Source organism: Serpentinimonas sp. SMBJO2, assembly GCF_056341105.1.
The window spans coordinates 273,474-298,976 of sequence record NZ_CP150628.1 but is presented as its reverse complement, the minus strand read 5'-3'; the positions used below and the strand labels follow the sequence as shown (position 1 = coordinate 298,976).

The window sequence follows — 25,503 nt, the reverse complement described above, 5'->3', positions numbered from 1 at the left end:
GGCGGGTCTCCTTGAATCAGGCGCCGCGCAGGGCCTGCGCCATCTCGCGCTGGCGCTTGCGCGTCGAGCGCGCCACCCACAGCGCGTAGCTGACCACGAACAGCGTCACCGTGAGGATGAGCAGCGTGGCAGCGGCGTAGATGGTCGGGTTGATGCCGCGCACGGCGTAGTTGAAGATCACTTGCGGCAGCGTGCTCACCCCAGGGCCAGACAGGAACAGGGTGATCACCACGTCGTCGAACGAGAGCGTGAAGGCGAGCAGAAAGGCCGCCAGTATGGCGGGCGCGATGTTGGGCAGCGTGACCAGGAAAAACACCTGGTGCGGGCGCGCGCCCAGGTCCATCGCGGCTTCCTCGATGCTGCGGTCCACTTCTTGCAGGCGCGACTGCACCACCACCATGGCAAAGGCCATGCCGAACAGGGTGTGGCCGATGATGATCGTGATCAGGCCGCGCTCGGGGCCACCGAACACGTTTTGCGCCCCCACCATCAGCAGCAGCAGCGACAGGCCGATGATCACCTCCGGCATCACCATGGGCGCCGTGGCCATGCCCGAGAACACGGTGCGGCCCCAGAAGCGCTGGTAGCGCACCAGCACGAAGGCACAAAAGGTGCCCAGCACCGCCGCCAGCAGCCCGGTGACGAAGGCCACCTGCAACGAGACGATGAAACCCTCGATGATGCGTGTATCGGCCAGCAGCGCCTCGTACCAGCGCAGCGAAAACCCGGTGAACGCCGCGTGCTGGCGCGTGCTGTTGAACGAGAACAGAATCATGAACGCCAGCGGGGCGTACAGGAACAGGAACACCAGCGCCAGCCAGACTTTGCCCAGGTGCTTGTTGAGCCAATTCGACTTCATGGATCAGGCTCCGTCGGTGTCAGCGCCCGTCGGCGCTTTCGCGCACGCCGTAGCGGAAGTAGAGCATCATGGGCACGAGGATCAGCACCAGCATGATCACGGCCAGCGCCGCCGCGCGCGGCCAGTTGTTGGCGATGAACATCTCATCCCAGACCACGCGCCCGATCATGATGTTGTCGGCCCCACCGAGCAGCGAAGGCACCACGAATTCGCCCATCGAGGGGATGAACACCAGCATCATGCCGGCGATGATGCCGGGCTTGGACAGCGGCACCGTGATCAGCCAGAAGGCCTTGAACGGCGACGCCCCGAGGTCGTAGGCGGCCTCGAGCAGCCGGAAATCCATCTTCACCAGGTTGGCATAGAGCGGCAGCACCATGAAGGGCAGATAGACATAGACCATGCCGATGAGCATGGAAAAATCGGTGTAGAGCAGGCGCAGCGGCTCGTCGGTGAAGCCGATGTAGATCAGAAACTGGTTGACCACGCCAAAATCGCTCAGAATGCCCTTCCAGGCAAAGACGCGCAGCATGAACGAGGTCCAGAACGGCAGCATCAGCAGCATCAGCAGGATCAGGCGCGTCTCGGGTGCGCTGCGGGCGATGAAGTAGGCGAAGGGGTAGCCGATGATCAGGCACAGCAGCGCCGTGATGAAGGCGTAGGCGATCGAGCGCAGATACGATTCGACGTACAGGGTCTGGAACAGGGCGCCGTCGGGGCCGGTGCGGAATATGCTCCAGTAGTTCTCGAACTTGAGCAGCAGCACGCCCTGCTGCGGGTCCCAGAGCGGCTGGAAAGGGTGAATCTCGTTGCCCATATCGACAAAGCTGATGTACAGCAATATCAGAAAAGGCAAGAAGAAGAAAATCAGCAGCCAGACCAGGGGCACGCCGATGACGAAGCGCCGGCCTGGCACGGACAGTTGAAAGGGTTTGGCCACGGTGTTGCGCGCAGGATTTGCGTTGCCAGGGGCGATCAGTCGCGCAGCACCACGCCGGCGCGGTTGCTCCACCAGAAAAAGACCTCGTCTTCCCAGGTGATGTCGGACAGGTCGTGGCGCGCCGTGTTGGGCTCGGTGATCTTGACCTTCTGGCCGTTGCTGGCCTGCACCAGAAAGGTGTTGTACGAGCCGAAATAGGCGATTTCCTTGACCCGGCCGCTGTACAGGTTGCAGCTCACCCCGGCGGGGCGGGTTTTGGCGATTTCGATCTTCTCGGGACGCACCGCCACCGCCACCGGCATGTTCAGCGAGCCACTGACGCCGTGCCCGATCTGGATCTCGCCGATCTCGGTCTGCACCGCGCAGTGGTCGATCTCATCGACGCTCAGACGGCCGTCGAACAGGTTGACGCTGCCGATGAAGTCGGCGACGAAGCGGTTCACGGGAAATTCGTAGATGTCTTGCGGCGCCCCGACCTGCAGCACCCGGCCCTTGCTCATGACGGCGATGCGCTGGGCCATGATCATGGCCTCTTCCTGATCGTGGGTGACCATGACGCAGGTCACGCCCACCTTTTCGATGATGTTGACGAGTTCGAACTGGGTCTGCTCGCGCAGTTTTTTGTCCAGCGCCCCCAGCGGTTCGTCGAGCAGCAGCAGCTTGGGCCGCTTGGCCAGGCTGCGCGCCAGCGCCACGCGCTGCTGCTGCCCGCCCGAGAGCTGGTGCGGCTTGCGCCGGGCGTAGTCGCTCAGTTGCACCAGGTCCAGCATCTCGCCCACCCGGCGCTTGAGCTCGTCCTTGGGGCAGCCCTCGCGCTTGAGGCCAAAAGCCACGTTCTCCCAGATGTCCAGGTGCGGGAACAGCGCGTAGCTCTGGAACATCATGTTGATCGGGCGCTCGTAGGGCGGCATCAGGGCCACGTTCTGGCCGCCGAGCAGGATGCGGCCCGAAGTGGGTTTCTCGAACCCGGCCAGCATGCGCAGCAGGGTCGATTTGCCGCAGCCGGAACTGCCCAGCAGGGCAAAGATCTCGCCCTGGGCGATCGACAGCGAGACTTCATCGACGGCCAGCGCCTCGTCAAAGCGCTTGACCACCTTTTCGGTCACCAGAAAACCTTCTTTGCCTACGTCTTGGAGCATGTGCGCGCCTTGGTCTGCCCTGTGCAAGATGGAAGGCCGCCGCACCCCCGATCGGGGTGGCAGCGGCCTGTGAAAGGTGCGAGCGGTGCAGCGGCGCTGCGCGCCCGGCTGGCTTGGGGCGCTCGAGCCCCCCCACTCAACGGCCTTGCTTGAAGCTATTGTAGGCCGTCGCCATGGCTTCGCGCGCCTCGTTGGAGAGGCTGCCGGGCTGGATCATGCGCGGCATGTAGTCGGCCGGCACCATGATGGTCTTGTTGCCGGCGATCTCGGGCCGAATCTGCGGCATGGCGGCCAGGTTGCCGGTGGGGAAGTTCATCTCGTTGGCCATGCGCGCGGCGTTTTCCGGGCGCAGGAAGAAGTTGATGAAGGTGTGCGCGTTGTTGGGGTGGCGCGCGTCGCGGGTGATGGCCATGGTATCGACGAAGATCAGGCCGCCGGTGCTGGGCAGCAGGGCTTCGAGCACGTCGGTGTTGCCCATTTCGCGCGCCCGGTTGGCGGCGATGTTGATGTCGCCCGACCAGCCCAGCACCACGCACGCCTGACCGCCGGCAAAGGTGTCGATCATGGTCGAGGTGAAGATGCGGATGTGCGGACGCACCTTGAGCAGCATCTCGAGCGCGGCCTGGTAGTCGGCCGGGTTGTTGGAGTAGGCGTCGCGGCCGATGAAGTGCAGCGCCGGCGGGATGATCTCGGACGGCGCGTCGAGGAAGGCGATGCCGCAGCGCTGCGCCAGCGCGGTGTATTTGGGGTTGAACACCAGCTCCCAGGCGTTTTCGGGCATGGGCGTGTTGCCCAGCGCGCGCTCGAGCCGGGTGCGGTTGATGCCCACGGTGGTAAAGCCCCAGGCCCACGGCACCAAGTGGCGGTTTTCGGGGTCGGCCTTGGTCAGGGTGGCCATCAGCGCCGGGTCCATGTTGGCCAGATTCGGGATCTTGCTCTTGTCCAGCGGCTGGAACAGGCCGGCCGCGATCTGCTGCGCCGCAAACACGCTGCCCGGCACCACGATGTCGTAGCCGGTGTTGCCCGCCACCAGGCGCGCGTGCAAGACCTCGTTGGAGGCAAAGGTGTCGTAGGTGACGTCGATGCCGGTTTCCTGCTCGAAGGCTTCGATCAGGCCGGTCGGCACGTAGTCGGGCCAGTTGTAGATGTTGAGCACCTTGGGCTCGGCCGGCGGGGCGGCCGGGGCCACTGCGGCGGGCTGCTCACGCGGTCCGCAAGCCACCAGAAAAGAGGCCGCCAGTGCGGCCGCCAGCAAGGTCTTCAACATGGTTTCACTCCAGCAAGTAAAGAGCAAAAAAGGGATGGGGACAGCCGCACACACGGGCCACGGCCTGCACTGCCTATGCAAACCGCGTGCCAAACGCTATTTTAGCCACAAGGCCAGGGTTTCAGAACCAAGCTTTGGCCCGAAGTTCCGCCAGCGTGGCGTCGAGCGCGCGCTCGATCAGGCCCATCATTTCGTCGATCTGCGCCCGCGTGGTGATCAAGGGCGGGGCGATGATCATGCGCTCACCCACCGCCCGCATGACCAGTCCGCCCCCAAAACAGTGCGCGCGGCACAGCATGCCCACCGCCTGCTCCTCGGGGAAGGGCAGGCCGCGCGCCTTGTCGCGCACCAGAGTGAGGGCGGCGACGAAGCCGCAGCTCTGGGCGCGGCCCACCAGCGGGTGCGCCTCCAGCTCGGCCAGGCGCTGCGCCAGGTAGGGGCCGGTGTCGCGCCGCACCCGGCCCGGCAGGTCTTCGCGCTCGAGCAGATCGAGGTTGGCCAGCGCCACCGCGCACGCCACCGGGTGCCCGCTGTAGGTGTAACCGTGGTTGAACTCGCCGCCGCGCTCGATCAGCACCTGGGCCACGCGCGGCCCCACCAAGGTGCCGCCCAAGGGCACGTAGCCGCTGGTGATGCCCTTGGCAAAGGTCACCAGATCGGGGCGCAGGCCGAATTTTTCGTAGGCAAACCAGTGCCCGAGGCGGCCAAAGGCGCAGATCACTTCGTCGGAAATGAGCAGGATGCCGTACCGATCGACGATGCGCTGCACCTCGGGCCAGTAGCTGTCTGGCGGGATGATGACGCCGCCCGCGCCCTGCACCGGCTCACCGATGAAGGCCGCCACGCGCTCGGGTCCGAGCTCGAGGATTTTGGCTTCCAGCCAGCGCGCTGCGCGCAGGCCAAAATCGTGCTCGCTCTCGCCCGCCAGGCCATGCTGCAAGAAATGCGGCTGCTCGATGTGCACGATGCCGGGGATGGGCAGATCGCCCTGGGCGTGCATGGCGCCCATGCCGCTGAGCGAGGCCGCCGCCACCGTCGAGCCGTGGTAGGCGTTGCGGCGGCTGATCACGGTTTTGCGCTGCGGTTGCTCGAGCAAATCCCAGTAGCGGCGCACCAGCCGCAGGTTGGTGTCGTTGGCCTCGGAGCCGGAACTGGAATAGAACACGTGCTCGAAGCGCCGCCCGGCCACCGGCGGCGCCAGCTCGGCCAGGCGCGCCGCCAGCCGCACCGCCGGCTCGTGCGTGGTCTGGAAAAAGCTGTTGTAGTAGGGCAGCTTGAGCATCTGCGCGTGCGCGGCGTCGGCCAGCTCGCGCCGCCCATAGCCGGCGTTGACGCACCACAGCCCGCTCATGGCGTCGAGCAGCCGCTGGCCCTCGCTGTCCCAGACGTAGATGCCCTCGCCACGGGTGATGACGCGCGCGCCCTTGGCCGCCAGCGCCCGGTGGTCGGTGAAGGGGTGCAGGTAGTGCGCGGCATCGAGCGCCTGCAGCTCGGCGGTGTGGTGGGTGGGGGGCATGGTGGTTCCGGGGTGTGGCACGGCAAATCAGACGTGCAGCAACAGGTGTTCGCGCTCCCAGGGCGAAATGACTTTCATGAATTCCTCGAACTCGAGCTCTTTGATTTCGGTGTAGATGGTGATGAACTCGCGCCCCAGCACCTCGTGCAGATCGCTCTCGCGGCGCAGCCAGTCCAGCGCCTCACCCAGCGTGCGCGGCAGCGCGTAGGCCGACAGGTAGGCGTCGGACTTCATCTCGGGCTTGGGCGCGATCTTGTTTTTCAGCCCCAGGTAGCCACAGGCCAGCGTCATGGCCAGCGCCACGTAGGGGTTGGCGTCGGCGCCGATGACGCGGTTTTCCAGCCGCCGCGACTGCGGCACCGCAATCGGCGAGCGGATGCCGACGGTGCGGTTGTCGTGCCCCCACTCGATGTTGATCGGGGCGGCGGTGTGGCGGCTCAGGCGCCGGTAGCTGTTCACATAGGGGGCCACCAGCGCCATCGCCGCCGGGATGTAGCGCTGCAAGCCGCCGATGTAGTGGTAGAAGGCCTCGCTGGGCGTGCCGTCGAGCTGGCTGAACAGGTTGCGCCCGCTTTCCTGCTCGACGATGCTCTGGTGCACGTGCATGGCGCTGCCGGGCTCGCCGGCAATGGGTTTGGCCATGAAGGTGGCGTACATGTCGTGGCGCAGCGCCGCCTCGCGCACCGTGCGCTTGAAGAAGAACACCTCGTCGGCCAGCGCCAGTGGGTCGCCGTGGAAGAAGTTGATCTCCATCTGGCCGGCCCCGACTTCGTGGATCAGGGTATCGACGTTGAGCTCCATCTGGTCGCAGTAGTCGTAGATTTCCTCGAACAAGGGGTCGAACTCGTTCACGGCGTCGATGCTGTAGGCCTGGCGCGAGGTTTCGGCGCGGCCGCTGCGGCCGATGGGCGGCTTGAGCAGGGTGTTGGGGTCGGTGTTGCGCGCCGTGAGATAAAACTCGAGCTCGGGCGCCACCACCGGCGACAGGCCCATCTCCTCGTACAGGGTGCAGACGTGGCGCAGCACGCTGCGCGGGGCAAAGGGCACGCGCTTGCCGGTGTGATCGAAGCAATCGTGGATGACTTGCGCCGTGGGGTCGGTGGCCCAGGGGACGATGCGCACCGTGGACGGATCGGGGCGCAACTGCATGTCGCGGTCGGTGGGGTCGATCACATCATAGTAGGGCCCGCTGTCGGGGAACACGCCGGTCACCCCCATGGCCACCACCGCCTGGGGCAGGCGCATGCCACGGTCTTCGGTGAATTTGCCGCGGGGCAAGATCTTGCCCCGCGCCACGCCGGTGAGGTCGGGCACCAGACACTCGATTTCGGTCACGCGGCGCTGGTTGAGCCACTGTTCGAGTTCGTTGAAGCTCTGCGGTGGGGTGCTTTTCATCTCATGCTCCGGTGGCGCTGGCGGCGCCGATTGTGGGCTGCGCCAGACCCGCTTGCCAGCGGCGCTGCTGGCGCCGCCGCAGCGCCCGGCCAAAGGCGCTAAAGGTGGCGGCGTAAAAGGGGTTCTGGTCGCAGCGCCACTCGGGGTGCCACTGCACCGCGTAGGCAAACTCGGCCGCGCCCTGCACCTCGATGGCCTCGACCAAGCCGTCTTCGGCCCACGCCAGCGCCCGCACACCGGGCGCCAGGCGGCCGATGCCCTGCCCGTGCAGCGAGTTGACCATGGCCAGCGTGCCGCCGGCCCACTGCGCCAGCGCCGAGCCCTCGGCCAGCCGCACCGGGTGGCTGGGGCCGTACTGCTGCTCCAGCGGCAGGCCGTCGGAGTCGCGGTGGTCCATCAGCCCCGGCACGGCGTGCACGGTCTGGTGCAGGCTGCCCCCCAGGGCCACGTTGATCTCCTGGAAACCGCGGCAGATGCCCAGCAGCGGCACCTCCTGCGCCAGACAGGCGCGCACCAGCGCCAGCGTGAGCGCGTCGCGCTCGGGGTCCAGCGGCAGCGTGGGGTCGTGCACGTCTTCATCGAAGTGCGCCGGGTGCACGTTGGAGGGCGAGCCGGTGAGCAGCACGCCATCGACTTGCGCCAGCAACTCGTCCACCTGCGCCGCCTCGGCCAGCGGGAACAGCACCGCCTGCGCCTGCGCACCGACCTTGACTGCACGCGCGTACTTGTCGCCCAGCAGCAGGTAGGGCATGGCGTTGGGGCCCAGCCGGCGGTGGTCGGCGGGCAGCCAGACCAGGGGCGGGGTGGAGGCCTGCGGCGGGAGCTGCGCGGGCGCACAAGATGCCAGCGACGCAGCGGGGGCGCGGCCAGAGAAAGGGGCGGCGGGGGCGTTCATGGGTGGGCTTGACTAAGCGGGGCAAGGAGGCGAGGCATAAAGCTCAAGGCAAACCATTGTGGCAGATGCCAGGCGGGCGCGCTTGGGCAGGGGCGGGGCTGAGGCTCTGCATGAGGTGAAAAATGCATGACAAGCATGTGTTAGATTAACAGTGCCATGTTGCACCCCTAGTCGCAGTGCCCGCGAACCGATCCGTATGGGTCTTGGACTGGCTGCACAGTCAGGGGTTTGGAAACAGCCAGTCCAGGAGGAGGCCGACCATGCCTGACCCATCCATTGCCCAGCAACACCACGCCACCTTCGAAGGCATCCGCCACGTTGACGAGGACGGCAACGAGTTTTGGCTGGCCCGCCCGCTGGCCAAGGTACTGGACTACTCCGAGTACCGCCACTTTCTGCCCGTGGTAGGGCGGGCCCGAGAAGCTTGCCGCAACAGTGGCCACCCGGTGGCTGACCATTTCGAGGACATCCTCGAAATGGTCGAGATCGGCTCGGGCGCCAAGCGCGCGCTGCCCGACGTGAGCCTCTCGCGCTACGCCTGTTACCTGATCGTCCAGAACGGTGACCCGGGCAAGCCCGTCATCGCCAACGGTCAAACCTACTTTGCGCTCCAGACGCGCCGCCAGGAGCTGGCCGACGATGCCCAATTTGCCCTGCTCAGCGAGGACGAGAAGCGCCTCGCCATCCGCAACGAACTGGCAAGCCACAACAGGCTTTTGGCGGCAGCGGCCAAGGGCGCGGGCGTCGAGACCACGCTGGACTACGCCATCTTTCAGGACCACGGCTACAAAGGGCTCTATGGAGGCTTGGGCAACAGGGAAATCCACGCGCGCAAGGGCCTGAAGAAAAGCCAGAAGATTCTGGACCACATGGGCAGCACCGAGTTGGCGGCCAACTTGTTCCGCGCCACGCAAACCGAAGAAAAGCTGCGCCGCGATGAGGTGCAGGGCAAGTTGCAGGCCAACAAAACGCACTACGAAGTGGGCCGCAAGGTGCGCCAGACGATTCGAGAACTTGGCGGCACCTTGCCCGAAAACCTGCCCAAACCCAACGCCAGCATTCAGCAGATCGAATCTGCGAAGAAAAAGCTCGAGAAGAAAAAACCTTGAGGTGGCAGCGCCATGGCCACGAAAGCGATACATCGCAATTGCTCGCCCCCGCCCCTTGATCCACCTCACCCCAGCGCCTCGCGCAAGCGCTGCCACGCCATGCCCAGCGCCAGCAGCGGCGTGCGCAGCCACGGCCCGCCGGGAAAAGGGTGGTGCTTGAGCCGCGCATAGACATCGAAGCGCCCGGCCTGGCCGCCGATGGCCTCGGCCACCAAGCGCCCGGCCAAACCGGCCAGCACCACGCCGTGGCCGCTGAAGCCCTGCAGGTAATAGACCTGCGGCGACAGCCGGCCAAAATCGGGGGCCCGGTTCATGCTGATATCGACAAAGCCGCCCCACAGGTATTCGACCGGCACCTGCGCCAGATCGGGGAACACCGCCAGCAGGCGCTGGCGCATGAGGGCCTGCAGCTGCGCCGGGGTGCGGGTGGTGTAGCTGACGCGGCCGCCAAACAGCAGCCGCTGCTCGGCGCTGAAGCGAAAGTAGTCGAGCACCAGGTTGTTGTCGCACACCGCGGCGGCGCTGGGAATCAGGCGCCGGCTCAGGGCGGTGGCCACCGGGGCGGTGGCCACCAGGTAGGTGCCCACCGGCATGATGCGCCGCGCCAGCGTCGGCGCCAGTGTCGGGGCGTATTCGGGCAGCAGGCAGTTGCCGGCCAGCAGCGCGTAGCGCGCCGACACCTGGCCGTGGGCCGCGTGGGCCGTGACGCCGGCGGCGCCATGGCTCAGGCGCAGCACGGCGCTGTGCTCGTGCAGCGCCACCCCGGCGCGCTGCGCCGCCTGCGCCAGCCCCAGCGTGTACTTGAGCGGGTGCAGGTGCCCGCTGATCTGCTCAAAGGCGGCGGCTTGGTAGCGCGGGCTGTCGATGTAGCGGCGCACCTCGGGCCCGGTGGCCACCTCGCACGCCAGACCGTAGTCGCGCTGCTGCTGCTCGACGTCGGCCAGCAAACGCCGCGCCTGGCGCGCCGAATCGGCTACCGTCAGGTAGCCGCGCTGCCAGTCGCAGTCGATGCCCTGCTGCGCGATGCGCTGCCCGATGAGCTCGATGCCCTCCAGCGTCCAGTCCCAGAGCCGGCGCGCGTCGGCGCGCCCGAGCTGCTGCTCCAGCTGCCCCTGCCCGCAGGCATAGCCCACCAGGGCCTGGCCGCCGTTGCGCCCACTGGCCCCCCAACCGATGCGCTGCGCCTCGAGCAGGCAGACCTGCAGGCCACGCTCGGCCAGCTCCAGCGCCGCGCTCAAACCCGCCAGCCCGCCCCCGACGACCAGCACATCGGCGCGCTGCTGGCCCTGCAGCGGCGGCAAGGCCGGCGCGCGCTGCACCGACGCCTCGTAGTAGCTGCGCTGGTTCAACAGGGTGTCGGATTGCAGCAGGTGGGATGCCATGCAGCAAGCGTAGCACAGGCCCGAAGCCGCTCATCGGACCTTGCCTCCCGGCCGATCCTGCATCAGCCCAAACCCACAGGCGCGCTGCCGCGCCCCAGCGCCACCTGCCCAGCCAGCCAGGTCCAGACCAGGGTGGCGGCGGCGTTGCTGGTGAGTTCGGCGTGGTCGTAGGCTGGGGCCACTTCGACGCAGTCCATGCCGACCCAGTTCAGGTCAGCCAGTTCTTCGACCACGGTGAGCACTTGGCTGCTGCTCAGGCCACCGGGCTCGGGGGTGCCGGTGCCGGGGGCGAAGGCGGGGTCGAGGCAGTCGATGTCGAGCGTCAGGTAGCAGGGCCGCTGGCCCATGCGCTGGCGGATTTCGCGCAGCAGCGGCTGCAGCGCCGCGCCGTCGAGGCCACGCAAGTCGCGCGCGGTGTAGATCAGGCCGCCTTGGTCGCGCACGTACTCGCGCGCCGCGCGCGCGCCGCTGGAGCGCAGCCCGATCTGCACCGTGTGCGCCGGGCTGACCAGGCCCTCTTGCAGCGCCTCATAGGTCCAGGTGCCGTGGCCCGAGGGTTCGCCGCAGTGATCGCTCCAGGTGTCGCAATGGGCGTCGAAGTGCACCAGCGCCAGCGGTTCGCCCCGGCCATGGACGCGGCGCGCGGCGCGCAGCAGCGGCAGGGTGATGGAGTGGTCGCCGCCCAGGAACACGCAGCGGTGCTGGCCCATCAGGGCCTGCGCCTGCTGCTCGATGCAGGCCTGCAAATCGGGCAGCGCGGCAGTGTTGGGCAGGCGCATGTCGAGCGCATCCCCCAAGTGCTCGATCGGGCTGCAGTTGAAGTGCGGGTGCTCGCCGTCGCACAGCATCAGGCTGGCGGCGCGGATGGCTTGCGGGCCAAAGCGTGCGCCGGGGCGGTTGCTGACGGCGCCATCGAAAGGCACCCCGACCAGCGCAAAGGGCTGGGCGGTCAGCGGCGCGCAACCCAAAAAACGGTTGCCGTTGTTGGCGTAAGCAAAGTCTCCGATGGCCATGGGGTGCTCCTGCGGTGTACCAAGTTCAGTGCGTCGAGCGCTCGGTGTTCTGCAGCGGCCGCTGGCGCCACGCCAGCGCGGCGCCCAGCCACAACGCCAGCGCCGAGTAAAACAAGCCGCGCTCCAGCCCGCCGGGGCCGTCGGCGATCCAGCCCACCGCCGTGGGGCCCACGATCTGCCCGACCGCAAACACGATCGTGAAGGCGCTGATGCCGCCGGCCCACTGCGCCGCAGGCAGATTGTGGCGCACGAGCGCCGTGGTCGAGGCCACCACCGACAAAAAGACCGCCCCGAACAGCAGCCCCGAGGCCAACAATGCCGGCCAGGCCGCCGTGAGCGCCGGCACCAGCGTGGCCAAGCCGAGCAGGGCGCTGAGGCGCGCCAGCGCCTGCCCGCCGCGAAAGCGATCCAGCCAAGCGGCCCATAGCCGCGCCGAAGCCACCACCCCCAAGCCCAACAGGGTGTAAAAAAGCGTGATCGCCCCGCTGGCGTGCCCCTGCTCGTGCAGCAGCGCGATGACGAACGTCATGTAGCCGATGTAACCCAGACCAAACAGGGTGTACGCGGCCAGCGCCCAACCCAGGCTTTGCACCAGCGCCTCCCAACCCAAAGCCGGGCTGGGCAGCGCACCGGGGCCTGCGCGCTGCACGGGCGCGGCATCGACCTCCAGCCCCAGCTGGCGCAGCGCCCGCAGCAGCCTCCACAGCGACGCCGTGGTGAGCAAACAGACCAGCGCCAGCACCCACCAAGCCCAGGCCCAGCCGTGCGGCACGCTGGCGGCCCAGCCCAGCACCGGCGGCACCGCCAGCGCCGACAGCACGATGCCCCAGCCCACGCCGCCGTAATACAAGCCCAGCAACCAACCGCTGTGCGCCGGCCAAACGGTGCCCAGGCGCGCCGCCAACAAGCCCCCGGCGACAAACACCCAGGCGCTGAACACGCCCGCCGCCAGCCGCTGCGCCAGCAGCGGCGCGCTGGCGCTGAAAAAACCGCTGCTGGCCATGAATACGCTGGCCAGCAGGGCCCCGGCCAGCAGCAGGGGCCCGGCCCCCAAACGGCGCAGCAGCCACGGGGCCGACAACGCACCCACGAGGTAACCGATGGCATTGAAGGTGTTCATGGCCCCGGCCAGGGCGTAGGTCCAGCCGAGGTCGGCGCGCATGGGCGGCAGCAGCAAACCGTAGGCAAAGCGCGTGATGCCCAGCGCCACCGCCGCCGCCAGCGACAGCCACAGCGCCAGCAGCACCCCGCGCCACCAGGCTGGCACGGGGCGTCGGATAGCGAACCGGCTGGTGGGAAGGCGCACGCGCAAGAGGGTCTCTCAGCCTACAGGCTGCGCGCCGGCGGCCGCCAGCGCTTGAGCAGCAAGGTGTTGCTCACCACGCTCACCGAACTCAACGCCATCGCCGCCCCGGCCAGCACCGGGCTGAGCAGGCCCAGCGCCGCCAGCGGGATGCCGACGGTGTTGTAGATGAAGGCCCAAAACAGGTTTTGCCGGATTTTGGCCACCGTGCGGCGCGATATGTCGAGCGCCGCCGCCACCAGCAGCGGCTCGCCGCGCATCAGGGTGATGCCGGCGGCATGCAGCGCCACATCAGAGCCGCCTTGGGCGTGGCTCATCGCCAGCCCAACGTCGGCCGCTGCCAGCGCCGGGGCATCGTTGACGCCGTCGCCCACCATCGCCACCACCCGGCCCTGGGCTTTGAGTTCGGCCACCAGCCGCGCCTTGTCGCCCGGCAGCACCTGGGCGCGCACCTCGCCGGCCGCCTCCAGGCCCAAACGGCGCGCCATGGCCTCGGCGGCGCGCTGGTTGTCGCCCGAAATCATCAGCACGCGCAAACCCAGCGCACGCAACTCGGCGATGGCTTGGGCCGATCCGGGTTTGGGCTGGTCGGCAAACGCCAGCAAGGCCAGCGGCTGCCACCCTTGCTGCTGCGCCAGCACCGACACGCTGCAGCCCTGGCTGGCCCAAGCCTCGGCCTGCTCCTGCCAGCCCCGCAAATCGGCCCCGAGCTCCTGCAGCCAGTCCCAACTGCCCAAGTACAGCGCCGTGCCCTGCACCTCGCCATGGCAGCCGCGCCCCGGCACCGCCTGCACCTGCTGCGCCTGCTGCGCCCCGTGCCCTTGAAGTTCCTGTTGCGCCTGCGCCGCCTGCAGTACCGCGCGCGCCAGCGGGTGCTCGCTGTGGCGCTGCAAGGCCGCCGCCGCCTGCAGCGCTGCCGCCCCATCCACACCCGCCGCCGGCAACAGGTGCCGCAACACCGGCTGCCCCAGGGTGAGGGTGCCGGTCTTGTCGAAGGCCACCGTGTCCACGCGGCGCGCGGCTTCGAGCGCCTCTGGGTCCTTGATCAGGATGCCGTGCTGCGCCGCCACCCCGGTGCCGGCCATGATCGCCGTCGGCGTGGCCAGCCCGAGCGCGCACGGGCAGGCGATCACCAGCACCGCCACCGCCGCCAGCAGGGCCTGCTCAAACGGCGCCTGCTGCCAGCCCCACCAGAGCGCAAAGGTGGCCAGCGCGACCAGCAACACCACCGGCACGAACACCGCCGCCACCCGGTCCACCTGGCGCTGCACCGGCGGCTTGACCGCTTGCGCGTCTTGCACCAGCGCGATGATGCGCTGCAACACCGACTGCGTGCCCACCGCCGTCACGCGCAGCTCGATGGCGCCGTCGCCATTCAGGCTGCCGCCGGTGACCGTGTCGCCCACCAGCCGCAACACCGGCAGCGGCTCGCCGGTGAGCATGGATTCGTCGATCTGCGTCTGCCCCTGCTCGATCACGCCGTCGGCAGGCAGGCGCTCGCCCGGGCGCACCAGCAGCCGGTCGCCCGGCAGCAATTCGGCCACCGGCACGTCCTGCAGCTGCTCGCGCCGCACGCCGTCGGGCAGCAGGTGCGCCACCTCGGGGCGCAAGGCCTGCAGGGCGCGTATGGCGCTGGTGGTCTGGCGCTTGGCGCGCGCCTCCAGCCATTTGCCCAGCAGCACCAGGGTGATGATCACCGCCGCCGCCTCGTAGTACAGCGGCACCATGCTGCCAGGCTCGGCGCGCCACCACAACCAGGTGCTCATGCCCCAAGCAGCCGTGGTGCCGATGGCCACCAACAGCTCCATGTTGCCGCTGCCGGCGCGGATGGCGTGCCAACCGGCGCGGTAAAACCGCGCCCCAAGGATGAACTGCACCGGCGTGGCCAACAGAAACTGCCACAGCGGCCCCAGCATCCAGTGCTCGCCCCAGAGCTTACCCACCATGGGCAACGCCAGCGGCAGCGTGAGCGCCATGGCCAGCAGCACCGGCCAAAAATCGCGCCGCACGCCCCACAGGCGATCCAGGGCCGGGTCGGCGTCTGTGGCCTGCGCCAGGGGCACCGGTTCGTAACCGGCGTCGCGCACCGCGCGGTGCAGCCGCGCTTGCCAGAGCGTGGCCTCGTCGGCCTCTACGCCCATGCCCACGTTCAGACCCATACCCATTTCTGCAGCGCCCTGGCCTGGGGCGCCCTGGGCCGGTGCACCGCCGCCATCGGCTGCACCTTGCACGGGCGCCGCCACCCGCACACGCACCGTTTCGGTGGCCAGGTTGACGCTCACCTCCTGCACCCCGGGCAGCTTGGCCAAGGCGCGCTCGACCCGCGACACGCAAGAGGCGCAGGTCATGCCCACGATTTTGAACTGGCTCTCAAACGGCGGCGCGGCAGGGTTCACTCAAGCTTCCAGTAAAACTCACATACTACGGACTTTAACCAGTAAAGGACTCTACCATGGACACCCACCACTTCACGGTTCAGGGCATGAGCTGCGGCCACTGCGATCAGGCGGTGCGCCAAGCCATCCGCCGCCTCGACGCGCAGGCCGAGGTGCAGATCGAGCGCAGCAGCGGCCGCGTGACGGTGCGCAGCAGCATCTCCCGCGGTGCGCTGGCCAGCGCGCTCGACGACGCCGGCTACCCCGAGGTTCCGCCCGAGGCCGGCGATTCCGACCCGGTTTAAAACAGGATCTGCCGCCGCACAAGGGCGCGCACCGACGCGCACCAAAGTTTACCGATCCGTGCCGGGCAGGATCGCTGCACAAGTCTGTGGATAGCTCGCGCACAAGGTGGGGTTTATCCACAGGCTGCGCCGCCCAAGGCCACTTATGCAGCGCTGCAAGAATTTGTCCAGCCCCGCTCTGCACACCTAAAAATGGGTGCAACAGATTGAATCCAAAAGAAATAATGAGTTGTTCAGTGAATCGGGATGGGCCTACTACTACGACTATGCTTTAAATCAAGATATTGGAGATAGAGACACATACCGGCCACCCCCGCGGCTTCGTTGCGGCGCCTCATCTGTCGCGGCCCGTCTGCCGTCCGGCCGCGCTTTGGCCTTCCGGTTTGGCCGGGCTGTTAAGATTTGCCCTTGAACCCCTCCTGCTCTCCCCACCATCCCCCCTTGCGGCCTCTGACCCCTCTATGAGTTTCGAGCTCAAAAGCACCCACTGGCCCTTGTTGGCTTTGGCGCTGCGCAGTGCCGACACCCAGCGTCTGATGCAAGACTGGCAGCAGCGCTACGGCGATGCAGCGGGATTTTTCGACCAAGACGCTCTGTTGCTCGACTTTAGCGCGCTGTCAGACAGCGAACCAGCCCTTGCCGATTTGTCGGCGCTGCTGGCGCTGTTGCGCGCGGCCCACTTGCAACCTGTGGCGTACCGGGGTGGATCGGCGGCCGTGCGCCAGCAGGCCGCGGCGGCTGGGTTGGTACGTGCCGACGATGCAATGGATGCCGTGCAGGCACTCACAGCCAGCGCAACCAGCGCGGCCAGCACGACGCTCGAGCCCACCCCATCCACCCCATCCACCCCAACCGCTGCCCCGGAGCGCCCTGCGGTGGGCGCGCTGCTGATCGACCGCCCCTTGCGTTCGGGGCAGCAGGTGTATGCGCGCGGCCGCGACCTGATCGTCACCGCCATGGTCAACCCTGGCGCCGAGGTGGTGGCCGATGGCCACATCCACATCTATGCGCCGCTGCGCGGCAAGGCCATCGCCGGCGCGCGCGGCGACGAAAACGCGTGCATTTTTGCCACCTGCCTCGAGGCCGAGCTGTTGTCCATTGCCGGCACCTACCGCACCAGCGAAGTGCCGCTGCCGCCCGAGGTGCGCTCCAAAGCCGCGCGGGTGCGGCTGCAGCGCCACAACGATGCCGAGCGGCTGCTGATCGAAGCCATCGCTTAAAAAATTTGTATAGAAAGTCATGACCACATGAGCAAAATAGTCGTCGTCACATCCGGTAAAGGCGGGGTGGGCAAGACCACCACCAGCGCCAGCTTCGCCGCCGGCTTGGCCCTCAAGGGCTTCAAAACCGTGGTCATCGACTTTGACGTCGGCTTGCGCAACCTCGACCTGATCATGGGTTGCGAGCGCCGCGTGGTCTACGACTTCATCAACGTCATCCACCAAGAAGCCAATCTGAACCAGGCCTTGATCAAAGACAAACAATGCGAAGGCCTGTACGTTCTGGCGGCCAGCCAGACGCGCGACAAAGACGCCTTGTCGCAAGAGGGGGTGGAGCGCGTGCTCAACGATCTGGCTGGCATGGGTTTTGATTACATCGTCTGCGACTCGCCGGCCGGGATCGAGACCGGCGCCCTGATGGCCATGCACTACGCCGACGAGGCGCTGGTGGTGACCAACCCCGAGGTCTCCAGCGTGCGCGATTCGGACCGCATTCTGGGTATGCTCAGCAGCAAAACGCGGCGCGCCATCGAGGGCCGCGAAGCCATCAAAGAGCACCTGCTGATCACGCGCTACAACCCGAACCGGGTGCAAGAGGGGCAGATGCTGTCGCTGCAAGACATACAGGACATTCTGCGCATTCCGCTCATCGGCGTCATCCCCGAGAGCGAAACGGTGCTGCAGGCCTCGAACCAGGGCCTGCCGGCGGTGCACATGCAGGGCAGCGAAGTGTCGGAAGCGTACAAGGACGTGATCGAACGCTTCCTGGGCCAGGAGCGGCCGCTGCGCTTTGTCGATGCGCAAAAGCCCGGCCTGCTCAAGCGCCTGTTCGGAAGGTGAGCGCCATGTCCTGGTTGTCGTTTTTCCTGGGCGAGAAAAAGCAGACCGCGTCGATCGCCAAAGACCGGCTGCAGATCATTCTGGCGCACGAGCGCAGCGGGCGCAACGCCAGCGAGCCCGACTACCTGCCGCAGCTGCAGCGCGAGCTGATCGCCGTCATCAGCAAGTACGTGCACGTCAATCCCGGAGACATCCGCGTCAACCTCGAGCGCCAGGACAACCTGGACGTGCTGGAAGTCAAGATCGAGCTGCCCGAAAAACCGCGCTGAAAGCCAGCGCCTGGGCGCCGCAATGCGGTGGCGGGTTGTGTCAAATGACCTGTCTATACTGGATCGGGTCGCTACATTGCGCCTTTGTGCGCCGCTCGCCATGCCTCTGTTGCTCACGCTCAACGCCGGTTCGTCGTCGATCAAGTTTTCGCTCACCGCCTTGCCCGAGGGCGGGCCCGGTACCCTGCCGCAAAGTGCTTTGCCCGCGCCGCTGGCGCATGGGCAGGTGTCTGGCATCGGCGGCACCGCGGCGCGGCTGAGCATCGAGTCGAGCACGCACGGCAAGCAACAGCACACGCTGCCCAGCGCAGAAGCGGCACCCAGCGGCCACGAGCAGGCGCTGGCCGCCGTGCTGCACTGGCTGGAGCACAACCTGCCCGAGCAAAAGGTGGCGCTGGTGAGCCACCGTGTGGTGCACGGCGGCGTGCACTATGCCCAGCCGGTGCGCATCGACGCGCCGGTGCTGGCGCAGCTCGAGGCGCTGGCGCCGCTGGCGCCGCTGCACCAGCCGCACAACCTGGCCGGCATCCGCTCGGCCATGGCGGCCTTTGGGCAGGCGCTGCAAGTGGCGTGTTTCGACACCGCCTTTCACCGCCAGCACCCCTTTGTGGCCGACACCTTTGCGCTGCCGCGCCAGTTTTACGACGCCGGCGTGCGCCGCTACGGTTTTCACGGTTTGTCTTACGAGTTCATAGCGCGCGCGCTGCAGCAGCAGTGGCCGGCGCTGCACCAAGGGCGGGTGATCGTGGCGCACCTGGGCAACGGGGCCTCGATGTGTGCGCTGCGCCAGGGGGTGTCGATCGATTCGAGCATGGGCTTCACCGCCCTCGACGGCTTGCCCATGGGCACGCGCTGCGGCCAGATCGACCCCGGCGTGCTGCTCTATCTGCTGACCGAAAAAGGCTACAGCCCGGCCCAGTTGACCGAGCTGCTCTATCAGCAGTCGGGGCTCAAGGGCATGTCGGGCCTGAGCAACGACGTGCGCGAGCTGCTGCAGTCGGCACAGCCCGAGGCGGCGCAGGCGCTGGACTACTTTGTGGCGCGCTGCAAGCGCGAAATCGGCGCCTTGAGCGCCAGCCTGGGCGGGCTCGATGCGCTGGTGTTTACCGGCGGCATCGGTGAAAACGCGGTGGCCCTGCGCGGGCGGATGTTGGCCGACATGGGCTGGATCGGAATCGACTTCGACGCGCAGGCCAACGCCCACGCGTGCGCTGGCCGCGGTGGCCCGATCAGCCGCGCCGGCTCGCGCGTCACGGTGCTGGTGCTACCCACCGACGAAGAGCGCATGCTGGCCGAACACGCCCTGGCGCTGTGGCAGGCAGACTGAAATTTTAGGCAATCCCGGAGCAGCCCCATGTTCATCGACCCCCACTCACGCGACCCCCTGCCCAAGGTTTGGTACGAAAACACCCGCATCGGCGACATGCTCAAGGGCAAGCGCGGCCTGGTGGTGGGTGTGGCCAACGCCGACAGCATCGCCTTTGGCTGCGCCGCCAAGCTGCGCGCCTTTGGGGCCGAGATCGCCCTCACCTACTTCAACGACAAAGCCAAAAAATTCGTAGCACCGCTGGCCGAGCAGATCGACGCCACGCTGCTGTTGCCGCTGGACGTGAGCCAACCGGGGCAGATGGAGCAGGTGTTTGAGCAGATCAAGGCGCACTGGGGCAGCCTGGATTTCGTCATCCACTCGATCGCCTTTGCCCCGCGCGAGGATCTGCATGGGCGCATCATCGACTGCACGCAAGCCGGCTTCTTGCAGGCCATGCAGGTGTCGTGCCATTCGTTCATCGAAATGGCGCACCACGCCGAGCCGCTGCTGCGCCCAGGCGGCGCGCTGGTGACCATGAGCTACTACGGCGCCGACAAGGTGGTGAACAACTACAACCTGATGGGCCCGGTGAAGGCGGCGCTGGAGTCGGCGGTGCGCTACTTGGCCAAGGAGCTGGGCGAGAAAGACATCCGCGTCTACGCCGTTTCGCCCGGGCCGCTCAAAACCCGCGCCTCATCGGGCATCGCGCACTTCGACGAGCTGATCGAGATGGCGGTGACGCGCGCCCCCGGTCGGCGGCTGGTGGACATCGCCGAAGTCGGGCGCGCGGTGGCGTTTCTGGTCGGCGGCGCGGCCTCGGGCATCACCGGCGACGTGATCTACATCGATGCCGGCTTGCACCACATGGCTTGATCCAGCGCGCCGGCGCCGGCGCGGGCGGCGGTGCAGTGCCAGCGCTTCACGAGCCTGACACACACCCAAGGCAAACTGCGCGCTACCGCCAAGATTTGCACCATGGACAAACAAAAAGCCGTCGCCACGCTGGGCCAAAATTCGTTGCTCTTGCCGGCCTGGATCACCGCCGCCCTGCTGGCCAACGACCGCCTCAAGCTGTATCTGTCGGTGCTGCAGTCGGCGGCGGCGCACGCGGCCGACCCGCAGGCCCCGCTGCCCGACTGGAGCGCCGAGCTGCGCCAGCACGGCCAAGCCGACCTGCTGTGGCTGGGCGAGCTCGCCGCCAACGCCTTTGTGCAGGATGCGCTGCTGGTGCTGCCGCAGCTCGATGCCCTGACGCAGGCCATCGGCGACGATTTGCAGACCATGGCCAAGCCGGTCTGCGAAGCCGGTGGCGCAGCCGAGCCCGCGCTGTGCCAGCGGCGTGAGCAGTGGCTGGCGTTTCTGGAACGGCTCAAGGAGCAGGAGGCGCTGCACCCCGGCGACCTGATCGCGCTCACCCATGGCGAGCGCAAGGCGGGCGACAGCCTGCACCTGCTGGTCATGGACCTGCACAAGCGCCTCAACGCCCTGTCGGCGCAGATCGCCACGGAGAACATCGACGGCGCCCACGCCTGGCAGATCGAGCCCGAGGACCGGCCGCTCATCCAGGCGTTCATGCGCGGCCTGCAGCGCACCGCGCCGCTCAAGTTTGGGCACCCCGGGCTGGCCACGGCGGTCACGCGCCACGGCAAGAAGCTGCTGATTCAAAACGACATCGGCACCAACGACGCGCACGTGCTGGTGCTCGAAGTCAGCGCCAGGACGGTGCGCCTGACCTACTCCGACCTGCACCAGGTGCGCTTCGATTTTTTCCGCCAGCAACTGGAATCGCTCGGCTTCAGCTGGGAGCTGCTGGCGCCACAACGCGCCGATGGGCTCAACCAAGGCCAGCCCTACGTGCTCGGCCACGCCACGCTGCAAGTGCGCCAGCCGGCGGCGCTGTTGCAGGGGCTGGAGGCGGCGGCCGCGCGCATCGTGTTTCTGATCGACTGGAACCGGGCCCGCAAGCGATTGCAACTGTTCGTCGGCAAGGCGCTGGCCATCGACGTCCTGAGCCACTGCGCCAAGACCGAAGTCGGGCACATGGCCTGGCTGCTGGCGGGCGGCGAGCAACTGGTCTATGAAGCCATGCAGGCGGTGGACAGCCACGCCTTTCGCGTCGGCGAACGGCTCGACCTGGTGCTGGGCGAGGCGGCGGCGCGGCAGTTTTTGCAAGCCCTGCTCACCGAGGCCAGCCTCAAGCTGCGCCAGCAACTGCCACTGGCCATGGTGCAAGACGAAGCCCGGCTGCTGCTGGCGCGCGCCATGCGCCAGCGCAGCTTCGAGTTCGACCTGCTGGCCGAACACGCGGCGCTGCAGCACGCCTTGGCCAGCGAGCTGTGCCAGGCGCTGGCGCAGGCCGGCCGCGGCGAGCCACAAAACTGGGAGCGCACGCTGCAGCGCTGCAAAGCCTGGGAGCACCAAGCCGACCAGCTGCTGACCACGGCGCGCGAGCGCACCCGCCGCCACGAGCGCTGGCGCCCCCTGCTGGAGCTGCTCAACGCCATGGACGACGCCGCCGACACGCTCGAAGAGGCGGCCTACCTGCTGATGCTGCTGCACACCGAGCCCTTGCGCGGGCTGCCGGCGCGCATCGTCGAGGCGCTGCTGCGCCTGGCCGAAACCACCTTGGCGGCGATCCAGGACCAGATCAAGGCGATCGAAATCGCGCGCCACCTGAGCCTGCAGGCGAACCGGGTCGATGAAGAGGCGTTTTTGCAGGCCCTGTGGCGCACGCTGCGCGCCGAACGCCAGTGCGACGAGCTCTACCGCCAGACGCGGGTGCAACTGGTGCAAGAGCTGACGCAGCAGCCGGTGCTGTTTGGCTTGGGCAACGAACTGGCGGGGGCGCTGGAAGCGGCCACCGACCACCTGCTCACAGCCGGCTACGTGTTGCGCCGCATCGTGCTCGGCCCCGCCGGAGTGGTGGCATGAAAAAATCCGCTGCGACTGCCGCCGCCTGGCCGCGCCACCTGCACCTGATCGGCCCCGAGCCCGCAGGCAAGACCCCGCCACCGACCCCGGAGGCGGTCGGCGCCAAGGCCTACCACCTCTGGCGCATGGCGCAGCTGGGTTTGCCGGTGCCCGCGGCGCTGGTGCTGGGCACCCACTACACGCGCGACCCAGCCGCCAGCCTACCGCCCTTGCTGGGCAGCGGTTTGCCGGCCCTGGAGGCGGCCTGTGCCCTGAAACTGGGCGACCCGCGCGCGCCGCTGCTGGTCTCGGTGCGCTCCGGCGCCCCGGTGTCGATGCCGGGGATGATGGAGACCTTGCTCAACGTCGGGCTGTGCGAGGCCACCCTGCCCGGCCTGCTGCGCCTGAGCGGCAACCCGCGCATGGTCTGGGACGCCTACCGGCGCCTGATCGCCAGCTACGCGCAGCTGGTCGCGGGCCTGCCCGCACCGCTGTTCGAGGCCGAGCTGCAGCGCGCCACCCAGGGGGGCGACGAGCGCGAACTCGACTACCAGGGCCTGCGCGCGCTGTGCCGCAGCTACCTGGCGCTGTACCAAAGCCACGCCGGCAAGGCGTTCCCGCAAGACCCGCACGAGCAGCTCGCCGCCGCGGTGCAGGCGGTCTATGGTTCCTGGTTCGCGCCCAAGGCCAAGAGCTACCGCAAACTGCACGGCATCGACGAGCAGCTCGGCACCGCCGTGATCGTGCAGCGCATGGTGTTTGGCAACAGCGGCACCCATTCCGGCGCCGGCGTCGGGTTCACGCGCGACCCAAGCAGCGGCGAGCCGACGCTGTGGGTCGATTTTCTGGCCAACGCCCAAGGCGAAGACGTGGTCAGCGGGCAGCGCAACGCGCACGGCCACGCCAGCCTGGCGCAGACCCTGCCACAGGCCTGGGAGGCGCTGCAAAGCGCGGCGCGCACGCTCGAGCACGAGCTGGGTGACATGCAGGACTTCGAATTCACGGTGCAGGACGGCCACCTGCACCTGCTGCAAACGCGCAGCGGCAAGCGCACCCCGCGCGCCGCCGCGCGCATCGCGCTCGATCTGCACGAGGCCGGCCTGATCGACCGCCAGACGGCGCGCGAACGCACCGCGCACCTCAAGCCCAAAGACCTGGTGCTGCAGCAACTCGCCCCGCGCAGCGGCGTGGCCGCGGCAGATGGCGGTCAGCCGCTCGAACTGGCGCGCGCCAGCAGCGCCTGCAGCGGCATCGCCAGCGGCGAGATCGCGCTCGACCCCGAGCGCGCCATCGAGCGCGCCCGCGCCGGTGTGCCGGTGCTGCTGGTGCGTGGCGATGCGCAGACCGACGACATCGAGGCCCTGCAGCGCGTGCAGGGTCTGCTGACCCAGCGCGGCGCGCGCACCGCCCACGCGGCGGTGGTGGCGCGCCAACTGGGCAAGGTGTGTCTGGTCGGCTGTGACGATCTGCGCATCGACGCGCAGCGCCAGACGGTGGCCTTTGGGCCGCACACCTACGCGGTCGGGCAAGCCCTGACTCTGGATGGCAACCAAGGCATCGTTTATGCTGGCGCACTGGCGGTGGTGGACGTGCCCGACCTGCACCTGCAGCGCCGACTGCAGGCCCTGCGCGACCACCCCTGACGTTCATGCCAACGACACTGCATTTTTAGGAACCGATCCATGACCCAGCCCCCGACTTCGAGCGAATGGAGCGAAAACCTGACCTTTGACGAACTGCACATCGGCCAGAGCGCGCGCCTGCTGCGCACCCTGACGCTGCAAGACATCCAGGCCTTTGCCGCCGTGTCCGGCGACACCAACCCGGCGCACCTGAACCCCGAATACGCCAACGACACCCTGTTTCACGGCGTCATCGGGCACGGCATGTGGAGCGGCGCCCTGATCTCGGCGCTGCTGGGCACCCAGTTCCCTGGGCCGGGCACCATCTACCTCGAGCAGGCGCTGCGCTTCGTGCGCCCGGTGCGCATCGGCGACACGCTCACCGTCACCGCCACGGTGCTGAGCAAGGACGAGGCCAAGAAGGCGGTGCAGCTCGACTGCCTCGTGACCAACCAGAAAGACGAGAAAGTGCTGCAAGGCGTGGCCAAGGTGCTGGCCCCGACCGAGAAGGTGCGCCTGCCCAAGATCCACGCCCCCACCATCCAGCTGTTCGATCCGCAGGCGCGGTTTCGTGAGTTGCTGTCGCTGGCCGACGGCATGGAGCCGATGCGCTGCGCCGTGGTGCACCCGTGCGACGCCGGCTCGCTGGCGGGCGCGCTCGACGCCGCCCGCCACGGCCTGATGATCCCGCTGCTGATCGGCCCCAAGGAGCGCATCCTGGCGCTGGCGCGCGAGGCCGAGCTGGACTTGGGCAGCAGCCAGATCCTGCACGTGCCGCACAGCCACGCCGCCGCCGAGCTGGCCGCCGATCTGGCGGCCAAGGGCGAGGTCGATGCCCTGATGAAAGGCAGCCTGCACACCGACGAGCTCATCGCCGCCGTGCTGCAGCGGCGCGAACTGCGCACCGGCCGGCGCATGTCGCACGTGTTTCGCTTCGACGTGCCGCTCTACAGCAAGCCGCTGCTCATCACCGACGCCGCGCTCAACATCCGCCCCGCCTTGAGCGAGAAAGTGGACATCGTGCAGAACGCCATCGACTTTGCGCGCATCATGGGCGTGGAGCAGCCGCGGGTGGCCATTTTGTCGGCGGTCGAGACCGTGAATCCCAACATCCCCTCGACCATCGAGGCGGCGGCGCTGTGCAAAATGGCCGACCGTGGCCAGATCAAGGGCGGCGTGCTCGACGGCCCGCTGGCCTTTGACAACGCCATCTCGGCGCAGGCGGCGGCGATCAAGCAGATCGAGTCGCCGGTCTCGGGGCAGGCCGACATCCTGATGGTGCCGGATCTGGAAAGCGGCAACATGCTGGCCAAGCAACTCGAATACCTGGCCGGGGCCACCGGCTCTGGGCTGGTGCTCGGGGCGCGCATCCCGATCGCGCTCACCAGCCGCGCCGACGGGGCCCACGCGCGCGTGGCCTCGGCGTTGCTGGCGCTGCTGATCGTGCAGCACAACCGCGCACGGCAGGCGGGCAGCGCCAAGCAGGGCGCAGCGGCCCAACCCAGCGCCCCCACCGATGCCAGCCGCCTGCAGGCGTGAGCGTGCCCGCTTGGGGTGAGCTGATCGGCAGCCTGGCGGCCCTGCTCACCACCCTCAGTTTCGTGCCGCAGGTCTGGCACACCTGGCGCACGCGCGACGTGAGCGGCATCTCGCTCGCCATGTACAGCGCGTTCACGCTCGGGGTGGCGCTGTGGCTGGTCTATGGCTGGCTGTTGGGCGCGTGGCCGATCATCGTCGCCAACGCCGTCACGCTCAGCCTGGCGCTCAGCATTCTGGCCATGAAACTGCGCTACGGGCGCGCGCCCGCCAAGGTCCAGCGCCGGGGCCAGTAGGCG

The 25,503-nt window shown here is 67.9% G+C and carries 22 protein-coding genes; 11 read left to right on the top strand and 11 right to left on the bottom strand.

Annotation, left to right across the window (positions count from 1 at the left end):
* Positions 1-16: 16 nt before the first annotated feature.
* The 7 genes from AAAZ40_RS01305 to AAAZ40_RS01275 all read right to left on the bottom strand — a co-directional run bounded on the left by AAAZ40_RS01305 (position 17) and on the right by AAAZ40_RS01275 (position 7,867).
* On the bottom strand, positions 17-859 hold the full coding sequence (locus AAAZ40_RS01305) for an ABC transporter permease (RefSeq protein ID WP_476660807.1): 843 nt from the start codon (positions 857-859) through the stop codon (positions 17-19).
* Between the two features lie 19 nt (positions 860-878).
* Positions 879-1,874: an ABC transporter permease gene (locus tag AAAZ40_RS01300; RefSeq protein ID WP_476661655.1), complete on the bottom strand. Its 996-nt coding sequence runs from the start codon at positions 1,872-1,874 to the stop codon at positions 879-881.
* Positions 1,835-2,938 (bottom strand): ABC transporter ATP-binding protein, encoded by a 1,104-nt coding sequence (locus AAAZ40_RS01295; protein ID WP_476660806.1) that lies wholly within the window; start codon positions 2,936-2,938, stop codon positions 1,835-1,837. Before AAAZ40_RS01295 ends, AAAZ40_RS01300 begins: the two co-directional genes overlap by 40 nt.
* Before the next feature lie 136 nt (positions 2,939-3,074).
* A complete protein-coding gene (locus AAAZ40_RS01290; protein ID WP_476660805.1) occupies positions 3,075-4,205 on the bottom strand; it encodes an extracellular solute-binding protein in 1,131 nt (376 codons plus the stop codon).
* A 121-nt stretch (positions 4,206-4,326) separates the two neighbouring features.
* The gene (locus AAAZ40_RS01285) at positions 4,327-5,721 is read right to left on the bottom strand and encodes an aspartate aminotransferase family protein (RefSeq protein ID WP_476660804.1); all 1,395 of its coding nucleotides are present in this window, start codon (positions 5,719-5,721) and stop codon (positions 4,327-4,329) included.
* Between the two features lie 27 nt (positions 5,722-5,748).
* Positions 5,749-7,116 carry a glutamine synthetase family protein gene (locus AAAZ40_RS01280; RefSeq protein WP_476660803.1) on the bottom strand — a complete coding sequence of 456 codons (1,368 nt, stop codon included), beginning with the start codon at positions 7,114-7,116 and terminating at the stop codon, positions 5,749-5,751.
* Between the two features lies 1 nt (position 7,117).
* A complete protein-coding gene (locus tag AAAZ40_RS01275) occupies positions 7,118-7,867 on the bottom strand; it encodes a gamma-glutamyl-gamma-aminobutyrate hydrolase family protein (RefSeq protein WP_476661654.1) in 750 nt (249 codons plus the stop codon).
* 404 nt (positions 7,868-8,271) lie between these two features.
* Between AAAZ40_RS01275 and dinD the strand changes: the two genes are divergently transcribed.
* On the top strand, positions 8,272-9,120 hold the full coding sequence (gene dinD / locus AAAZ40_RS01270) for a DNA damage-inducible protein D (RefSeq protein WP_476660802.1): 849 nt from the start codon (positions 8,272-8,274) through the stop codon (positions 9,118-9,120).
* Positions 9,121-9,185: 65 nt separating this feature from the next.
* On the opposite strand, the gene AAAZ40_RS01265 is transcribed toward dinD, so the two are convergent.
* The 4 genes from AAAZ40_RS01265 to AAAZ40_RS01250 all read right to left on the bottom strand — a co-directional run bounded on the left by AAAZ40_RS01265 (position 9,186) and on the right by AAAZ40_RS01250 (position 15,214).
* Entirely contained in the window at positions 9,186-10,502 is a 1,317-nt protein-coding gene (locus AAAZ40_RS01265) for an NAD(P)/FAD-dependent oxidoreductase (RefSeq protein ID WP_476660801.1), read from the bottom strand.
* Positions 10,503-10,564: 62 nt separating this feature from the next.
* Complete coding sequence (gene speB, locus AAAZ40_RS01260; RefSeq protein WP_476660800.1) at positions 10,565-11,515, bottom strand: agmatinase; 951 nt, start codon at positions 11,513-11,515, stop codon at positions 10,565-10,567.
* 25 nt (positions 11,516-11,540) lie between these two features.
* Positions 11,541-12,782 (bottom strand): YbfB/YjiJ family MFS transporter, encoded by a 1,242-nt coding sequence (locus AAAZ40_RS01255; protein WP_476660799.1) that lies wholly within the window; start codon positions 12,780-12,782, stop codon positions 11,541-11,543.
* A gap of 59 nt (positions 12,783-12,841) precedes the next feature.
* Complete coding sequence (locus AAAZ40_RS01250) at positions 12,842-15,214, bottom strand: heavy metal translocating P-type ATPase (protein WP_476660798.1); 2,373 nt, start codon at positions 15,212-15,214, stop codon at positions 12,842-12,844.
* 56 nt (positions 15,215-15,270) lie between these two features.
* Here AAAZ40_RS01250 and AAAZ40_RS01245 point away from each other — a divergent pair, with 56 nt between their 5' ends.
* The 10 genes from AAAZ40_RS01245 to AAAZ40_RS01200 all read left to right on the top strand — a co-directional run bounded on the left by AAAZ40_RS01245 (position 15,271) and on the right by AAAZ40_RS01200 (position 25,500).
* Complete coding sequence (locus AAAZ40_RS01245; protein ID WP_476463810.1) at positions 15,271-15,498, top strand: heavy-metal-associated domain-containing protein; 228 nt, start codon at positions 15,271-15,273, stop codon at positions 15,496-15,498.
* 461 nt (positions 15,499-15,959) lie between these two features.
* The gene (gene minC / locus AAAZ40_RS01240) at positions 15,960-16,718 is read left to right on the top strand and encodes a septum site-determining protein MinC (protein ID WP_476660797.1); all 759 of its coding nucleotides are present in this window, start codon (positions 15,960-15,962) and stop codon (positions 16,716-16,718) included.
* Positions 16,719-16,745: 27 nt separating this feature from the next.
* Positions 16,746-17,558: a septum site-determining protein MinD gene (gene minD, locus AAAZ40_RS01235; RefSeq protein WP_476660796.1), complete on the top strand. Its 813-nt coding sequence runs from the start codon at positions 16,746-16,748 to the stop codon at positions 17,556-17,558.
* A gap of 5 nt (positions 17,559-17,563) precedes the next feature.
* Entirely contained in the window at positions 17,564-17,827 is a 264-nt protein-coding gene (minE, locus tag AAAZ40_RS01230) for a cell division topological specificity factor MinE (RefSeq protein WP_476660795.1), read from the top strand.
* Between the two features lie 100 nt (positions 17,828-17,927).
* A complete protein-coding gene (locus tag AAAZ40_RS01225) occupies positions 17,928-19,154 on the top strand; it encodes an acetate/propionate family kinase (RefSeq protein WP_476660794.1) in 1,227 nt (408 codons plus the stop codon).
* Positions 19,155-19,250: 96 nt separating this feature from the next.
* A complete protein-coding gene (fabI, locus tag AAAZ40_RS01220; protein WP_250960442.1) occupies positions 19,251-20,009 on the top strand; it encodes an enoyl-ACP reductase FabI in 759 nt (252 codons plus the stop codon).
* A gap of 102 nt (positions 20,010-20,111) precedes the next feature.
* Positions 20,112-22,067, top strand: coding sequence for a DUF47 domain-containing protein (locus AAAZ40_RS01215; RefSeq protein WP_476660793.1), 1,956 nt, complete (start codon positions 20,112-20,114; stop codon positions 22,065-22,067).
* Entirely contained in the window at positions 22,064-23,689 is a 1,626-nt protein-coding gene (locus AAAZ40_RS01210) for a PEP/pyruvate-binding domain-containing protein (RefSeq protein WP_476660792.1), read from the top strand. The genes AAAZ40_RS01215 and AAAZ40_RS01210 overlap by 4 nt, the downstream gene beginning before the upstream one ends.
* A 39-nt stretch (positions 23,690-23,728) precedes the next feature.
* A complete protein-coding gene (locus AAAZ40_RS01205; RefSeq protein WP_476660791.1) occupies positions 23,729-25,207 on the top strand; it encodes a bifunctional enoyl-CoA hydratase/phosphate acetyltransferase in 1,479 nt (492 codons plus the stop codon).
* Complete coding sequence (locus tag AAAZ40_RS01200; RefSeq protein ID WP_476660790.1) at positions 25,204-25,500, top strand: SemiSWEET transporter; 297 nt, start codon at positions 25,204-25,206, stop codon at positions 25,498-25,500. The genes AAAZ40_RS01205 and AAAZ40_RS01200 overlap by 4 nt, the downstream gene beginning before the upstream one ends.
* The last annotated feature ends 3 nt before the right edge of the window (positions 25,501-25,503 follow it).

Excerpts from the sequence above, each read along its gene's own strand:
- AAAZ40_RS01305 (WP_476660807.1), bottom strand. The coding sequence starts at position 859 with ATGAAGTCGAATTGGCTCAACAAGCACCTGGGCAAAGTCTGGCTGGCG.
- AAAZ40_RS01295 (WP_476660806.1), bottom strand. The coding sequence starts at position 2,938 with ATGCTCCAAGACGTAGGCAAAGAAGGTTTTCTGGTGACCGAAAAGGTG.
- AAAZ40_RS01290 (WP_476660805.1), bottom strand. The coding sequence starts at position 4,205 with ATGTTGAAGACCTTGCTGGCGGCCGCACTGGCGGCCTCTTTTCTGGTG.
- AAAZ40_RS01285 (WP_476660804.1), bottom strand. The coding sequence starts at position 5,721 with ATGCCCCCCACCCACCACACCGCCGAGCTGCAGGCGCTCGATGCCGCG.
- AAAZ40_RS01280 (WP_476660803.1), bottom strand. The coding sequence starts at position 7,116 with ATGAAAAGCACCCCACCGCAGAGCTTCAACGAACTCGAACAGTGGCTC.
- AAAZ40_RS01275 (WP_476661654.1), bottom strand. The coding sequence starts at position 7,867 with ATGCCCTACCTGCTGCTGGGCGACAAGTACGCGCGTGCAGTCAAGGTC.
- dinD (WP_476660802.1), top strand. The coding sequence starts at position 8,272 with ATGCCTGACCCATCCATTGCCCAGCAACACCACGCCACCTTCGAAGGC.
- AAAZ40_RS01265 (WP_476660801.1), bottom strand. The coding sequence starts at position 10,502 with ATGGCATCCCACCTGCTGCAATCCGACACCCTGTTGAACCAGCGCAGC.
- speB (WP_476660800.1), bottom strand. The coding sequence starts at position 11,515 with ATGGCCATCGGAGACTTTGCTTACGCCAACAACGGCAACCGTTTTTTG.
- AAAZ40_RS01245 (WP_476463810.1), top strand. The coding sequence starts at position 15,271 with ATGGACACCCACCACTTCACGGTTCAGGGCATGAGCTGCGGCCACTGC.
- minC (WP_476660797.1), top strand. The coding sequence starts at position 15,960 with ATGAGTTTCGAGCTCAAAAGCACCCACTGGCCCTTGTTGGCTTTGGCG.
- minD (WP_476660796.1), top strand. The coding sequence starts at position 16,746 with ATGAGCAAAATAGTCGTCGTCACATCCGGTAAAGGCGGGGTGGGCAAG.
- minE (WP_476660795.1), top strand. The coding sequence starts at position 17,564 with ATGTCCTGGTTGTCGTTTTTCCTGGGCGAGAAAAAGCAGACCGCGTCG.
- AAAZ40_RS01225 (WP_476660794.1), top strand. The coding sequence starts at position 17,928 with ATGCCTCTGTTGCTCACGCTCAACGCCGGTTCGTCGTCGATCAAGTTT.
- fabI (WP_250960442.1), top strand. The coding sequence starts at position 19,251 with ATGCTCAAGGGCAAGCGCGGCCTGGTGGTGGGTGTGGCCAACGCCGAC.
- AAAZ40_RS01215 (WP_476660793.1), top strand. The coding sequence starts at position 20,112 with ATGGACAAACAAAAAGCCGTCGCCACGCTGGGCCAAAATTCGTTGCTC.
- AAAZ40_RS01210 (WP_476660792.1), top strand. The coding sequence starts at position 22,064 with ATGAAAAAATCCGCTGCGACTGCCGCCGCCTGGCCGCGCCACCTGCAC.
- AAAZ40_RS01205 (WP_476660791.1), top strand. The coding sequence starts at position 23,729 with ATGACCCAGCCCCCGACTTCGAGCGAATGGAGCGAAAACCTGACCTTT.